Origin of the sequence: uncultured Anaerococcus sp. (assembly GCF_937934665.1) — a bacterium.
Lineage (GTDB): Bacteria > Bacillota > Clostridia > Tissierellales > Peptoniphilaceae > Anaerococcus.
Genome location: NZ_CALGYW010000071.1, coordinates 1 through 12,452 on the forward strand (window position 1 = coordinate 1; position 12,452 = coordinate 12,452).

Genomic DNA, 12,452 nt, shown 5'->3' on the forward strand with positions numbered 1-12,452 from the left:
AAAGACCTTTTGATCAACCAAACAACAGTCTCCAAGGCATTTAAGGAGTTATCGAGTCAGGGCATAATTAAAACCCAACCAGGCATAGGAACAGTAGTTAAACTAAACCAAGAAAAACTTGACCTAAAAAGAGATGAATTTTTAGAAAAATTAGAAGAAATTTTATCCCAAGCCATATTCCTTAAGATATCTAAGGAAGAAATCATAGAATTGTATGAGAAAGTAGAAGGTGAGATAGATGTTATTTGAAGTCAATAATATCAGCAAGACCTTTGGCAAAAACAAGGTCCTAGAAGACGTTTCTTTTAAGCTTTTGCCGGGGACAATAACAGGTATAGTCGGTAGGAACGGGTCAGGCAAGACCACCCTCCTTAAAATCCTTTCAGGGATTTATTTGGCAGACTCTGGGGTCTTTACCCTTGATAAGAAAAAATTGAGTGAAAACCCAAAACTCATTTCCCACATAGGATTTTTGCCAGATAGGTTTGACTATTTTAGTTTTTATAAGGCCAAGGACCTACCAGAATTCTATAAAATAAGCTATGAAGACTTTGATAGCGATTATTTCTTTACTGAAATAAATAAAAACGACATAGATCCAAATCAAAATATAAGAAATTTTTCCAAGGGACAAAAAAATCTTTTGGGTCTAATTACAATCCTTGCCTCAAAGGCTGATATCCTCCTAGTTGACGAGGTCCTAGATGGGATGGACGTTTTAAATAAGAAATTAATCCTATCCTATATCCTAGATGCCAAGGAAGAGGGGAGGACTGTCCTTGCTTCTAGCCACGATCTAGACCATTTGACTGGGATTTGTGAGGAGATTTTATACTTATCCAAGGACGGCGGGCTCAAAAATACAAGCATAGATAATAAAAATATCAAAAAAGTCCAAGTAGTCGTCAAAGACAAACTCCCACAAGCTCTTAGAGATAATTCTGTACTTGTATCATCCCTCGGTAGGGTCAATGTTATCCTAATTAAGGCTGACGAGAAGCTTTTAAGCGAGTATTTATCAGGTGAAGAGATTGTCCAGTACGATATGCTTGACCTAAAAATAGAAGACTATTTCTATATGGAAGCTGGAGGTGAGATATGAAAGACTTTAGGAAATTACTCAAACTAACTTGGAAGAGATATGCAATTTGGCTTATCCTTGTTGGATTTTTCTTTACCCTTTCAAATACTCTTGGGGTTAAAAGTAATTTAAAATGGGATGCCTTTAGGATTACAGATAATGTAAGGCAAATGGAAAAATATCTTGGTGAGGAGAAAACTCATTTGGATGATGAAAAATTTGATGAAAAATATTTAAAAGAGGCAGAAAAAACTGCTGAATCCTTTGCCAAAAAGTATAAGTTAACCTATCGAAAAGATAGGGGCTATGATGAGGACTATTTTGAAACTCTCAATAAAACCGACCTCTGGGATAAGCAAAATATCTATGAAGAATATATGAGGGGCATGGAAAATCTTGAAGACTACAAATTAGATTTTACAGAAAAATTAGTAAGCTCTATGGCCCTATCTTTGATCTTTATAATGATAGTAGCAATGGGACTTACATCTATCGAGGAATCTTTAAACTACTACGACTTTACTAGGATGCTTCCTTGGTCAAAGAAAAAAGAATTCTTGATGAAAATAGGGGTTGCCCTAGTTTTTGGACTTGCTTTATATATAATTAATACTGGTGTGGGTATAGGAGTCATCAAAGGGTCAGTATTTTCTGAAATTGCTAGTTTTAAATCCTTGGGGACCTTCTTCATGAAGTCCATGATTTCTTTAGTGTCAGCGGCTCTTGTTGGTGTTTCCCTAGGACTTTTGTCAGGGAACTTCCTTGGCCACATTGGCCTTTCAATCATTGCCATAGGTTTTATAGAATGGTTTAAACTAATAATCTATTCATTTATGGGAATATTTGGAGATACCTACCCGGGCACTTTCAATGATGCATATTATAATTTCAAAGATGGCCTATCTCCAGCCCAGCAAGTTTTCTTATCATTAATAAATGCAGATTTTGCTAAGACTCCAACCCTTTGGGCAGGGCTTGTAGTGGCCCTTATAATTGCCATTATAGCCTACTTCTTGATAGGAAGGTCTTCCGCAGAAAGGTCTGGCTATATGGTCAAAAATGAAATCCTATCTGAGATTTGTAAGTGGTCTGGAATCCTATCCCTAACTTCTATCCTCTTTGTGATAATAGCAGGCTTAGTTGGATCTGACGAGGCAAATATCATCCTAAGAATCATAGCCTACGGCCTATCCCTCTTGATATCTTACAAGTTATTTGATATCCTATTTAAGATAAGACTTAAATTTTAATTAGGAGTAAGCTATGGCAAAAGATAGACTAAGTTGGGATGAATATTTTATGAGACTGGCAGAAACTGTCGCCATGCGTGGCACATGCGACAGGGCCTATGTGGGTTGTGTCCTTGTAAATAATGAAAATAGGATAGTTTCCACAGGCTATAATGGCTCAATTAGGGGGAACGCCCACTGTGACGAGATAGGGCATACCATGAGGGATGGCCACTGCATTGCTACAATTCATGCTGAGATGAACGCTCTTTTGTACTGTGCCAAGGAAGGAATTTCGGTCAAGGATACAATTTGCTACGTGACCCATTTTCCTTGCCTAAACTGTACCAAGAGCCTAATTCAAGCAGGTATTAAAAAAATCTACTACAGAAATGCTTATAGGATGGACGAATATGCAGAAGAACTTCTTGAAAAAAATGACATTGAATATATCAAAATCGAAGAGAATGAAAAATGATATTAGCATCTGATTTTGACGGGACAATTTTTATAGACGGGAAGATTTCCCAAAAAGATATAAAAGCAATAAGAGATTTCCAGGAGGCTGGGAATCTTTTTGCTATTGTGACAGGTAGGTCCTTTGCGAGTTTATTTCCCCTAATTGATGGTAAAATTTATCCTGATGCCATAATCTGTAACAACGGAGGTCATATTTTTATAAGAAGAAATAAAAAATTAGAAGAAGTTTTTAAAACCTCCATTTCAAAAGCTAAGGCAAAATCATTTTTAGATATTTATAGCAAAAAAATTCCTAACGGGATGGCAATTTTTACTGAAAATGCCAAAAAAGAGTTACTTAGCAAGGTAGACGAAGATATAATGGCTCTGGCTATTTACTCAGATGATAAAATCCCTAACTATTTCCCAGAAGACTTTGATTTTCACTACTCCATAGGCGTTATAGATGTAGTCAAAAAGGGTATAAATAAGCAAAGAGGAATAGATTTTATCAAGGATTATTATTCCTTTGACAGGGAAATTATTGCCATAGGTGATGACTATAACGATATTGATTTTCTAAAAAATACGCCTTTTTCCTTTACTCTTGATTATGTTACAAATGAGGCTGTAAGAGATGTGTGTAAGTTTAGCGTAAAATCTATGGCAGCATTAATAGAAAATCTAATGGAGGGTATATGAAATATTCAGATGATGGTAGACAGTACCATATAGGTTTAAAAGCAGAAGATATTGGCAAATACGTACTCTTGCCAGGAGATCCACAGAGGTGCGAAAAAATCGCAGCCTATTTTGATAATCCAAAAAAAGTAGGCGACAGGCGTGAGTTTGTAACCTATACTGGTTTTCTAGATGGTAAAAAAGTTTCGGTTACATCTACAGGTATCGGCGGACCATCAGCAGCCATAGCCATGACAGAGCTAGCTAAACTTGGTGCCCACACCTTTGTCAGAGTCGGCACATGTGGTGGAATCGACCTAGATGTACAAAGTGGCGACATAGTTATAGCCCAGGCTGCCATCAGGGCAGAGGGAACCAGCAAGGAGTATGCCCCAATCGAATTTCCTGCTGTGGCAGACTTTGAAGTGACAACTGCTCTAAAAAAAGCAGCAGAGGGCTTAGGTGTGAGAGATTATGTGGGAGTAGTCCAGTGTAAGGACTCCTTCTATGGCCAACACGAGGGGGACTCTATGCCTGTATCCTACGAATTAACCAATAAATGGGAGGCCTGGAAGAGACTCGGAACCCTCGCCAGCGAAATGGAATCTGCAGCGCTTTTCACGGTGGCAAGCTTTTTAAAAGTTAGGGTTGGATCATGTTTCCTAGTAGTAGCCAACCAGGAAAGAGAAAAAGAAGGCCTTACAAATCCTGTAGTCCACGACACTGATCTTGCCATAAGAGTAGGAATTGAAGGACTTAAAAATTTAATAGCTAGTAATAAATATGATTGACAAAGGATAATATAATATAAAAAAATTAAGATACCGTTTCCATAAGGAGGGAATAATGAAAAATAATAAAGTTTTAAAAGCAGCTAGCCTAAGTATGGCCCTAGTTTTAGTAGGAGGAGCAACAATCACACCTACTGCAAATGTTTATGCAAAAGAAGCTGGCGTAGAAACAAAGGAAAATCTAATAAAAAGGTTAAACCAACGAAAAAGTTGTAAAGACATATAATGTATTAAAGAAAGCTCGTTATGACAACAATGTAAGTGTTCAAGCAGCAAAATTACTCATAGAATTATCACCAGAACGTGTTAAGGATGTAAGAAGTACTCTAGATAAACTTATTAAAGATTCTGAAGCACTTGTTAAGCAAGCTGATAGTATGATAAAAAGTTTAGAAGCTAAGTTTGAATTTTAATATTTTAAAGATTGAAGAAAGATTCAAATAGGGATATTCCTTATTTGAATCTTTTTTTATAGAATGATGCGACAACTTTAAAGAGACAAAGACTAGCGACAGTAATTCCTCTTCTTTCACAAGGTAGACCTTTTATCCACGCAGGTCAAGAATTTGCAAGAACAAAGGGAGGAAATGAAAACTCCTACAATGCTACTGCAGAAGTAAACGAACTAGATTGGAAGAGGGCAGAAGAGTATGAGGGCAACATCGAATATATCAGAGAAGTAATAGCAATCAGGAAAAACGAACCACTTTTCCACTCAGAAAGCTTTGACCAAGTCGATGCTAGAGTTAAAAAGATAGTAGCAAGTGACGGATTAATAGCCTATAGCCTAAGCGAAGCAGGGAAAAATCTATATATCGGTCATAACAGAGAAGCAAATGCTAAAGAATTCAAGATTCCAAATGGCAAATATAAGGTCTTAATCAAAGCTGATAAGGCTAACCACAAGGGACTTAGTACAATAGAAGTAACAAATGGTAAAATTTCAGTAGATACAATGTCAACCCTAATGCTAGAAAACCTATCTACAGATGAAAAACCATCAAAAGAAAATTCACAAGATCCAGGAAAAGATAAGCCTCAAAAACCAGGAGATAAAAATCCTGAAAAAGAAGATTCATCCAAGGATAAAGAGGATAGGGATGACTACGATTATTGGATAAATGACTATCTAAATGCAAATAAACTAAAGGGTTTAGGCAAGACTTGTAGCCAAAACCCAAGACTAAAAAGAAACTATGATGCCTTAAAGAAAGCTTATAATAAAAACCTAATAACATCAAAGGCAGCAAGATATTTATTAGATAAGTGCCCAGAAAAAGTAAAACCAATAAGACATGAGTTAGAAAAACTTTTAGATAGCTCAGAAATCTTAAGGAAAGAAGCTTATAAACTTCTAAAAAAACTAGAAGATTGTTATGATTATTAGGAAAGAAACCGCTAGAAATAGCGGTTTCTTATTATAGAAAAAACTTAAGACCTAAGAGGGTGGTAGAAATAATTGACAAGTGTTATAAACTGTTATATACTGTTATAGAGAAGAGGAGATAAAGTGAAGATTATTATTAAAAATGGGTCGCCAGTTCCGATCTACGAACAAATCTCAAATGCCATTAGGGATGAGATTTTAAAAGAAAACCTAAAAGCAGGGGAGAAGCTACCTTCTGTGAGGGCTCTTGCACGTGAGCTTTCGATTTCTATTTTGACTGTTAAAAAAGCCTATGATGAGCTTGAAAGCGAAGGATTTATCGAAAGTCGTCAAGGCCTTGGGACCTTTGTCGGTAAGGAAAATCCTAACCTAAGGCTTGAGGAGAAACAGAAAAAGCTTGAAGAAGCTCTTCTAGAAGCAATTAGGATTTCAAAAGATATTGGCATGGAAAATAGCGATTTAAGAGAACTTTTAGCATACTTATATGAAGGAGATTTTAATGACTGATAAGATTAGGGCAAGGGGCCTTTCTAAAACTTTTGACAAATTTATCCTAGGGCCTAATGACTTTGCTATCAAAAAGGGTTTTGTAACAGGTTTTATTGGCAAAAACGGTATGGGAAAGACAACTACCATCAAGGCTCTTTTGTCTCTTATAAATTACGATGGTGATATCTTTATAGATGATAAAAAGATTGAAGACTTATCCTACCTTCAAGATGTGGGCCTTGTCATGGATGATTCATTTTTGGGCAAGGATTGGACTCTTGATTTGGTAAATGAGGCCATGACTGTAGGCTATGAAAATTGGGATGAGGATACTTATTATTCTTATCTTGACAAATTTAATCTTGAGAAAGGAAAAAAGGTCGAAGAATTATCAAGGGGTATGAAGATCAAGCTAATGCTTGCAGTTGCCCTTTCCCACGACGCGAAAATCCTTATTCTAGATGAGCCTACGAGTGGTCTTGACCCTGCTATGAGAGATGAGCTTGTGGATATAATTTTAGACTTTATGGAAAACGAGGACCACACAGTCTTATTTTCCACCCACATAACCCAGGACCTTGATAGGATAGCTGATTATATAGTTTTTATAGAAGAGGGAAAAATTGTTTTTGAAGGATCTAAAGACGAGCTTTATGATAAGTTTTTACTTGTTAAGGGAGGTCTTGATGATTATGAACTAATAAAGAAGTTTAAAATTTACGGGGAAAAGAAAACCAAGGTCAATTTTGAGGCCCTAATCTTGAGAGAAGATTTTGTGGAAGATAATAAACTAGTGACAGAAGAACCAAGTATTGACCAAATCATGATTTATTATGGGAGGAAGTGATGAATATAAAGAAACAAATTAAATTGGATTTAATTTCAATAAAGCCGTATTTTACTCTTAAAAACTTAATTATTTTTTCGGGTATTGCTATTTTTTATATGTTTATAACAAAAAGTCCAAATATCCTTTTAACAATGTCCATGTTTATTGCTATGCTTTTCTCGTCTTACCCCTTTCTTGTAGGAGATAATTCTGGGATTGATGGAATTTACAGATTGTTTGCAATTGATAGCAAAAATGTAGTATTAGCGAGGTATGTCTTAGCCCTTATATTTTACTTGTTTTCTAGCATTTTAGGTTTTATTTACTACCTAGTAGCTGCTAAAATTAGGTCTTATCCAATTGATATAGATATATTGATTAATTTTGGGGTAAATTTTCTAATCTTTGCTTTAATTATTTCGTTACAATTTCCCATATATTTTAAATATGGATACACAAAGGCAAAAACCTGGGTCATCCTTCCGATATTAATTATAGGAATACTCGGAGGGATCATAGGATATTTTGTAAAAGATATTGATTATGTGATAAATTTTCTCCTTCAAAACAAAAATCTTATAACGATATTGACTATAATTTTAATAACAGTAATAATTTTAATTTCAATCAAACTCGCCATAAAATTTTACAAGCAAAGGGATTTTTAAGATTTGCTCTAAAGTCATAGAGATTTGGAGTTTATGAGATTTCTTATTGCTTTGCTTTTTTTATGACAGATTAAGATTATACAAATAGAAAAAAATCGTCCCGACTTTTTTATAAAGTCAGAGGACGATTATTTTTTATTATTCTATTATTTCTATATCAACTAGGGGAAGGATATCAAATATTTCTTCCCTAGTAGGTAGGTCTAGGACTCTGGCTGTAGCGCTTGCTGCAGCTACTGCTACCATGTAGGATTCGATTGGGTCGTTATCTCTTACGAGAGTTCCGACAAAGCCTGCTATCATGGCTTCTCTACAGGCTACTGTGTTTATGATTTCCTTATCATCTTTGACTGAGGTTGAAGCATAGATTCCTTCTCTGGTAAAGAACATCGATCCGTCCTCACCGTAGGAGATTATTACATATTTTGCTCCCTTTTTGATAAGGTCTTTACCATAAGGGATGTAGTCCATCTTATCTTCGATCTTTACATTGTAGATTGCTTCTATATCTTCACCATTAGGCTTTACTAAAAGTGGTCCTCTATCAATCATCTTCATTAGGTACTGGCTTGGTACATCTGCTATGAAGTGGGCGTTGTTGGCTTTGGCTATTTCTACCATCCTGTAGTAAATATCTGAGTCTTCGCCATTTTCCATTGGTGGTACTGAGCCTCCAAAGATAATGGTGTCCCCCTCTCTTACTCTAGATAAATAATAAAGGAGTTCTTCGACTTCTTCTGATGTTATAGTTGGGCCTTGGAAGTTGATGACTGTTTCTTTTTTATCTTCAAATATTTTTATGTTTATCCTGTTAGATGCTTCTATTTCGACAAAGTCTACTAGTATATCTTCCTTTTTTAGCCAATCTTTTATAAAAAGTCCTTGGTAAGAGCCAAGAAAGCCTGTGGCTGTTGTTGGGATTTTTAGTTGAGAAAGAATCCTTGATACGTTTATGGCCTTACCGCCTGGTAGGGTTCTTTCTGTTTTGATGTTGTTGTTATAACCTGGGTTTAATTTGTCAACTTCTACAAATAAGTCAACAGATGGGTTTAGGGTTACTGTGTAAATCATTGATACCTCTTTCATATATTAAAGTACTTAATGGATTCTATTATTTCATCCATATGCATGCCGTGGCTGCCTTTGACAAAAATAAGGCTAGCGCCAATTACGAGAGATTTTAGTTTTTCGATTAATTCGTCTTTATGGTCAAAATAAAGGGACCTTTTAGGGGAGAAATGTTCGAGACTTGCCTCATACATCTCTTTGGCAAGAGGACCATAAAATAGGCAATAATCTATTTCTTTGTTATCAATTTTAGATCCAACCTCGTAGTGAAGTTCTTTTTCATTATCCCCAAGCTCTAGCATATCAGCTAGACAAACAATCTTTCTCTTATAGCCTTCGAGCATGTAAGCAGTTTCTAGACCTGCAAGAAGGGATTGGGGATTTGACTTGTAGGAATCATCTAAAACGTCAAAGCCATCACATTCTAAAAGTTCTGTCCTATTTTGACTTGATTTTACCTTACTGAAGCCTTCGTCTATGGTTTTTTTATCAAGACCTAACATTTCGCTTATCATTACTACGGCTGCTGCGTTATAGATATTGTGCTCTCCCATAAGAGGCACTTCATAAATTTCATCGCCGTGGGAGAAGCGAATCTTAGAAGATGGTGATTTTTCAAACTTTATCTTAAAGTCTGCCCCATCTTTTGTTCCGAAGGTTAGGACTTTTTGCCTTATATCATAGGATGGGATTTCTTCATTCATGGTAGGGTCATCTAGGTTATAGATAAAGGTGCCACTATCAGTCATACCTTCTAGGATTTCAAGTTTGGCCTTTAATATCCCTGACCTTGATTTTAGGTTGTGGAGGTGACTGTCACCAATATTTGTAATCATGGCTATATCTGGCCTTACCATAGGGCTTGTTAGGGCTATATCTCCAAAATTATCTGTGCCTAGCTCTATTATCGCAACTTCAGTGTCAGGATCAAGGGCTAGGACAGTTTTTGGAACGCCAATTTCGTTATTTAGGTTGCCCATAGTTTTTTGGGTCTTATATTTTTCTGAAAGTATCTTATATAAAAGGTCTTTGGTGGTAGTCTTGCCGTTTGAACCTGTGATAGCTACTACCTTGCAAGGTAACTCTCTCCTGTAGGCTGCTGCAAGGTCCTGGAGGGCCTTTTTTGTATCAGCTACCCTTACATAAGGGATGCTTACAGTTTTGTTTATTTTTTCTGGATTATCTATAAGGAAGGCCTTGGCGCCTTTTTCTTCACATTCCTTGATAAAAATCCTTCCATCAAAGACTTCTCCAACTAGGGGTATATATAATTCACCTGGGTCTATTGTTCTGGAATCAGTTGATATACCCTCAATTTTTGTATCGGCATATTTCTCATCAGAGATTTCACCGTCAATCATTTTGGCAATTTCGCCTAAAGTTTTTTTAATCATTCATACCTCTCCTAAAGCCGTCTTCTATTAGTATATCTAAGATTGCTGAAAAATCTATATCGTATAGGTCCATAGCCATTTTAGCAAAAAATGAAGATGGGGTAAAGCCTGGGAAGGTGTTTATTTCATTTATATAGAAGTTTTTATCTTTTCCATAAAAGATATCAACTCTGGCAAAACCTTCACAACCGCAAGCTTTGTAGCAGGCTCTAGCAAAGTCTTTGGCTTTTTCTCTATCATCATTATCCATCTTGTAAGGAAGCTCTGCCCTGGTTGATTTTGTAAAATACTTGGCATCCCAGTCTAAAAACACGTGGTCAGTTATATAGGCTGCAGGATCAGAAACATCTATATTATCAGAATCTCCAAGGACAGCAAGCTCTATTTCTTGCCCTTCGATTAATTCTTCTACTAGAAGTTTTCTATCATATTTAAGAGCTTGTTGACCTGCTTTTTTAAATTCTTCCTTACTTTCTACTCTCGAAACACCTACAGAAGAACCGTTAGCAGATGGTTTTACTATAAGGGGTAGACCTATATAGGAAATGCACTCATCTATAAAATCATCATCAAAGTCTTCTTTATAAGTATACTTATACTTGGCTTGCTTAAGTTTTGATTTCTCAAAAATATCATTACTTGTGACCTTATCCATGCAAATGGCAGATGAAAGTAGGCCGTTGCCAATATAGTTAAGGCCTGTAGCGTCTAAAAAACCCTGGATGGTGCCATCCTCTCCGTAGGTACCATGGATAACTGGAAGAATTATTGTAGATTCCAAATCTTCTTTAGATATCTCTAAGAGAAAGTTAGCTATTGACTCTTGCTTAGATATCTCGATATTTTTTACTAGAGAAAATTCGCAAGCTGGGTCGTAGTCGGTAAAGGTAGGTGAAAATTTTCCTTCCTTATCTATATATATAATTTTTTTTTGGTATTTTTCCTTATTTAAATTTTTAACTATGTTAAGGCCACTTCTAAGAGCTATATCATGCTCACTAGAAGGCCCACCGCATAAGATGTATACAGTCTTCATTGGATCTCTCTTTCTTTATAAGCTTAAATAAATTTTACTACATATGAAAAATATGGGCAAATATATTGGCATTTTTAGGACTTGCTTTTAGCCTTTTAATAAAAAAGAAAGTAGAAAATAAAAAAATATCCCCTAATAAGTTACAAAATAATAATTATTTGTAACAAAAATATGCTGGTATTGGCAAGGATAAATTTGAAAAAACTCTCCGAATTATAAAGAAATAGGAGCTTAATTAATAAATAATCACCTAGGAAAAGGCTTATATTCAATCATTTGATAGAATCTGTAAACATTTTGTAAGAAATCACAAAATCTACATAATTTCTACACAATTAAAATATATACTATAAAGCGTGATAAGCAATTGTTATCAATTTGTAACTATTATTACAGATTATAACAGAAATTTAAAAATAATTAGTTTATATAGATATAAGGAGTAAAAATGAAATTTTTAAGAAAATATGCTCTAGCAGCAGCCCTAGTTATACCTTCGGCTTTTGCCTTTGGAGCAAACAAGGCAGACGCAGCAAGTGCAGTAATCAATAAAGATATGGCAAACGGAGTAAATGTTAGAAGTGAAGCCAAGCTTGGAGATAACATTATCGGCCTAATTGATGATGCTGACAAGGATTATGAAATAAAGGATAAAAAAGAAGGTTGGTTTTTAATCGACTTTGAAGGCAAGGACGCTTATGTCTCAGCTGAACTTTTCCACCTGCTAAATGAAACAGAAGTAGTATCAGCTACAAACTTTAGAAAAGAAGCTAACCTAGATTCAGAAGTAATCGAAGTTTTAGAAAAAGGCACAAAGGTAGAATCTGTGGAACTAGCAGAAAATGGCTTTGTAAAGGTAAAAGTAGATGGCGAAGAAGGTTATATCTACAACAACCTCCTAAAAACATTTAGGGTTAGAAACGAAAAAAATGCTGTAGCTAACCAAGCAAATCAAGCTAAGCAAACAAATCAAGCTCCAGCACAAAATACACAAAGAGTACAAAACCCACAACCAGCACAAAACCCACAACCAGTTCAAAATCAGCAACAAGCCCCAGCTCAAAATAATAATCAATCCTACCAAGGTTCATCTAACTGGGCTAAAGAATGGATAGCTCAAAGAGAATCAGGCGGTTCTTATTCTGCTTACAATCCAAACGGTGGCTACTATGGTAGATACCAATTAAACCCATCACTTGTACCTTATGGTGCAAGCCCAGCCCAACAAGAAGCTGCAGCAGATAACTATGTAGCTCAAAGATATGGCTCATGGGAAAATGCCCAAGCTTTCTGGCAAAGAAATGGTTGGTATTAATAAAATAATCTTATATAAAAATCAA

General features: G+C 35.7%; 15 protein-coding genes. 12 read left to right on the plus strand and 3 right to left on the minus strand.

Annotated elements, in window-relative coordinates:
- The 11 genes from Q0410_RS04160 to Q0410_RS04210 all read left to right on the plus strand — a co-directional run.
- Positions 1–249: GntR family transcriptional regulator (locus Q0410_RS04160; RefSeq protein WP_299033156.1), on the plus strand; the 249-nt coding region annotated here is incomplete at its 5' end.
- A complete protein-coding gene (locus Q0410_RS04165; protein WP_299033159.1) occupies positions 239–1,102 on the plus strand; it encodes an ATP-binding cassette domain-containing protein in 864 nt (287 codons plus the stop codon). The genes Q0410_RS04160 and Q0410_RS04165, both read left to right, overlap by 11 nt.
- A complete protein-coding gene (locus tag Q0410_RS04170; RefSeq protein ID WP_299033162.1) occupies positions 1,099–2,331 on the plus strand; it encodes a hypothetical protein in 1,233 nt (410 codons plus the stop codon). Before Q0410_RS04165 ends, Q0410_RS04170 begins: the two co-directional genes overlap by 4 nt.
- Positions 2,332–2,344: 13 nt before the next feature.
- Complete coding sequence (locus tag Q0410_RS04175) at positions 2,345–2,788, plus strand: cytidine/deoxycytidylate deaminase family protein (RefSeq protein ID WP_299033165.1); 444 nt, start codon at positions 2,345–2,347, stop codon at positions 2,786–2,788.
- The gene (locus tag Q0410_RS04180; RefSeq protein ID WP_299033168.1) at positions 2,785–3,471 is read left to right on the plus strand and encodes an HAD family hydrolase; all 687 of its coding nucleotides are present in this window, start codon (positions 2,785–2,787) and stop codon (positions 3,469–3,471) included. Before Q0410_RS04175 ends, Q0410_RS04180 begins: the two co-directional genes overlap by 4 nt.
- Complete coding sequence (udp, locus tag Q0410_RS04185; RefSeq protein WP_299033172.1) at positions 3,468–4,241, plus strand: uridine phosphorylase; 774 nt, start codon at positions 3,468–3,470, stop codon at positions 4,239–4,241. Before Q0410_RS04180 ends, udp begins: the two co-directional genes overlap by 4 nt.
- A 55-nt stretch (positions 4,242–4,296) precedes the next feature.
- Positions 4,297–4,467, plus strand: coding sequence for a hypothetical protein (locus Q0410_RS04190; RefSeq protein WP_299033175.1), 171 nt, complete (start codon positions 4,297–4,299; stop codon positions 4,465–4,467).
- Between the two features lie 729 nt (positions 4,468–5,196).
- Entirely contained in the window at positions 5,197–5,628 is a 432-nt protein-coding gene (locus tag Q0410_RS04195) for a hypothetical protein (protein WP_299033178.1), read from the plus strand.
- 123 nt (positions 5,629–5,751) lie between these two features.
- Positions 5,752–6,135 carry a GntR family transcriptional regulator gene (locus Q0410_RS04200; protein WP_299033181.1) on the plus strand — a complete coding sequence of 128 codons (384 nt, stop codon included), beginning with the start codon at positions 5,752–5,754 and terminating at the stop codon, positions 6,133–6,135.
- A complete protein-coding gene (locus Q0410_RS04205) occupies positions 6,128–6,964 on the plus strand; it encodes an ABC transporter ATP-binding protein (protein ID WP_299033187.1) in 837 nt (278 codons plus the stop codon). Before Q0410_RS04200 ends, Q0410_RS04205 begins: the two co-directional genes overlap by 8 nt.
- Positions 6,964–7,614 (plus strand): ABC-2 transporter permease, encoded by a 651-nt coding sequence (locus Q0410_RS04210; RefSeq protein WP_299033190.1) that lies wholly within the window; start codon positions 6,964–6,966, stop codon positions 7,612–7,614. The genes Q0410_RS04205 and Q0410_RS04210 overlap by 1 nt, the downstream gene beginning before the upstream one ends.
- A 138-nt stretch (positions 7,615–7,752) precedes the next feature.
- Here Q0410_RS04210 and Q0410_RS04215 read toward each other — a convergent pair whose 3' ends face one another.
- Genes Q0410_RS04215 through Q0410_RS04225 form a run of 3 tightly spaced genes read right to left on the minus strand, consistent with a single transcriptional unit; the run spans position 7,753 to position 11,112 of the window.
- Positions 7,753–8,685, minus strand: a complete 933-nt coding sequence (locus Q0410_RS04215; RefSeq protein WP_299033194.1) for a 1-phosphofructokinase family hexose kinase — start codon at positions 8,683–8,685, stop codon at positions 7,753–7,755.
- An 11-nt stretch (positions 8,686–8,696) separates the two neighbouring features.
- A complete protein-coding gene (gene murF, locus Q0410_RS04220; protein ID WP_299033196.1) occupies positions 8,697–10,076 on the minus strand; it encodes a UDP-N-acetylmuramoyl-tripeptide--D-alanyl-D-alanine ligase in 1,380 nt (459 codons plus the stop codon).
- The gene (locus tag Q0410_RS04225; protein WP_299033201.1) at positions 10,069–11,112 is read right to left on the minus strand and encodes a D-alanine--D-alanine ligase family protein; all 1,044 of its coding nucleotides are present in this window, start codon (positions 11,110–11,112) and stop codon (positions 10,069–10,071) included. Before Q0410_RS04225 ends, murF begins: the two co-directional genes overlap by 8 nt.
- Positions 11,113–11,560: 448 nt before the next feature.
- On the opposite strand from Q0410_RS04225, the gene Q0410_RS04230 reads away from it, so the two are divergent.
- Positions 11,561–12,427 carry an SH3 domain-containing protein gene (locus Q0410_RS04230; protein WP_299033204.1) on the plus strand — a complete coding sequence of 289 codons (867 nt, stop codon included), beginning with the start codon at positions 11,561–11,563 and terminating at the stop codon, positions 12,425–12,427.
- The last annotated feature ends 25 nt before the right edge of the window (positions 12,428–12,452 follow it).

What these genes read in the sequence shown, in the direction of transcription:
- Q0410_RS04215 (WP_299033194.1), bottom strand. Translation starts at nt 8,685, where the DNA reads ATGATTTACACAGTAACCCTAAACCCATCTGTTGACTTATTTGTAGAA.
- Q0410_RS04225 (WP_299033201.1), bottom strand. Translation starts at nt 11,112, where the DNA reads ATGAAGACTGTATACATCTTATGCGGTGGGCCTTCTAGTGAGCATGAT.
- Q0410_RS04170 (WP_299033162.1), top strand. Translation starts at nt 1,099, where the DNA reads ATGAAAGACTTTAGGAAATTACTCAAACTAACTTGGAAGAGATATGCA.
- murF (WP_299033196.1), bottom strand. Translation starts at nt 10,076, where the DNA reads ATGATTAAAAAAACTTTAGGCGAAATTGCCAAAATGATTGACGGTGAA.
- Q0410_RS04195 (WP_299033178.1), top strand. Translation starts at nt 5,197, where the DNA reads ATGTCAACCCTAATGCTAGAAAACCTATCTACAGATGAAAAACCATCA.
- Q0410_RS04190 (WP_299033175.1), top strand. Translation starts at nt 4,297, where the DNA reads ATGAAAAATAATAAAGTTTTAAAAGCAGCTAGCCTAAGTATGGCCCTA.
- Q0410_RS04165 (WP_299033159.1), top strand. Translation starts at nt 239, where the DNA reads ATGTTATTTGAAGTCAATAATATCAGCAAGACCTTTGGCAAAAACAAG.
- Q0410_RS04175 (WP_299033165.1), top strand. Translation starts at nt 2,345, where the DNA reads ATGGCAAAAGATAGACTAAGTTGGGATGAATATTTTATGAGACTGGCA.
- udp (WP_299033172.1), top strand. Translation starts at nt 3,468, where the DNA reads ATGAAATATTCAGATGATGGTAGACAGTACCATATAGGTTTAAAAGCA.
- Q0410_RS04180 (WP_299033168.1), top strand. Translation starts at nt 2,785, where the DNA reads ATGATATTAGCATCTGATTTTGACGGGACAATTTTTATAGACGGGAAG.
- Q0410_RS04205 (WP_299033187.1), top strand. Translation starts at nt 6,128, where the DNA reads ATGACTGATAAGATTAGGGCAAGGGGCCTTTCTAAAACTTTTGACAAA.
- Q0410_RS04230 (WP_299033204.1), top strand. Translation starts at nt 11,561, where the DNA reads ATGAAATTTTTAAGAAAATATGCTCTAGCAGCAGCCCTAGTTATACCT.
- Q0410_RS04210 (WP_299033190.1), top strand. Translation starts at nt 6,964, where the DNA reads ATGAATATAAAGAAACAAATTAAATTGGATTTAATTTCAATAAAGCCG.